General features: G+C 60.0%; 1 protein-coding gene. It reads right to left on the bottom strand.

The annotated features are described in order from the left end of the window. A partial coding sequence (locus ABJK56_RS03900) for a hypothetical protein (protein ID WP_347243357.1) occupies positions 1-1,314 on the bottom strand: 1,314 nt, incomplete at both ends.

The raw sequence follows: 1,314 nt of genomic DNA, 5'->3' as shown, positions 1-1,314 counted from the left end.
GAGGCTCCGCACATAGACCAGGCTGATCTGCCGCCCCTCCCAGCGGCCGTCGTAGAGGGTGAGATCATGCCAACCATGATTATCATCTGGCACCAGCACCAATCGCCGCACCCGCCAGGGGTTTTCGCTGCGGGCGGCCAATTGACGGAATTCTCGCAAAAGGTCGCGGAAAAACTCCTCCCCTTCGCGCCAAAAGCGGTAGACCCGGCCGGGGGAGGGGAGTTTGCGGAAGAGCTGGTGAGCCAGCCAGGCTGCGCGGTGGTCGTCATCTAAGGCATTCCACGTGGGTGCATCGGCACGATCTTCGACGATTTTGCGGAAGAAGGACGGCCAGTCGTTTTCGTACCCGTATCCCTCCTGAAGGTTCTTAAAAACCGGATCGTTCCGATTAAAAGAGGCAAGATTGCCTTGGGTATAGGTTGTGAAGCTTTCATAGGCTCTTACATGATCTATGGGATTCGAAGTGCCATCTAGTACTGGATTAGACCTCACCCATTCCGGAATGGATTGCGCCCGCAGGCTGTCCACCCGCTCACCGTTGAGCCAGTCCTCCAGGTCCAGGGAGAGGGTCAGCAGGGCCAGGCGACCGTTACGGTCGGCCACTTCTTCAAACCAGATGGTATCGTTCCCCAGGTGGCCCTGGAGCCAGTCGTCACGGCGGTGGTGACGGCGTTCGCGGCAGACCGAGCAGGGTGTGTCCTTGCTGGTGGGGTCGCCGTTGAGGCGCACCTGGCAAACGGGGCAGACGTGGCCAGACGTGCCATCGTTCGGCGCAATACCCCATTCACGATGAATGGGTACGGCCACAGTCTTTCGAGCCTCCCGCCACTCCCGCACCATCGGCTCCAGGGAACGGGTGGGATTACTCAGGCGCACATAAGGGGGCGTTTCCAGGTCAAGGTTTCGGGCAATGCCATCCACCTGCTCCTGTAGCCATTCCTGCCAACCGTCCAACCAGCCGGCCGGGACGGTTTCATCAAACCGCTCTCCCGGGAAAGAGAAGACAGCCACTGTGCTATCCCGATAGAGCAGGGAACCCACCGCCAGGTCTACTTCTATGAGGGTGGAGACTTGGCGGAAAAACTCCTCAATCGTGCCCTGGGCGCCCGTCCAGTCACCGATCTTCACTGCCCGGGCCTCGTAGTGCTCTGTGCCCAGGGCCACAGTAAGCAAGCGCCAGCGGGTCTTTTGCTTAATGCCGTTGTCGTTCCAAGGAAAGCTACCGTCCAGCAAAGCGCCCGCCACGGCGCTCTTAAACAGAGCCGCGGCCACGTAGGACTGGTCCCATAGGGTCACATCGTGGTTAGGAAGTCG

The organism is Thermogutta sp., assembly GCF_039793925.1.
In the GTDB taxonomy this organism is placed as follows: domain Bacteria; phylum Planctomycetota; class Planctomycetia; order Pirellulales; family Thermoguttaceae; genus Thermogutta.
The sequence above is the reverse complement of the archived record's forward strand: the minus strand, read 5'-3'. Positions and strand labels throughout refer to the sequence as shown.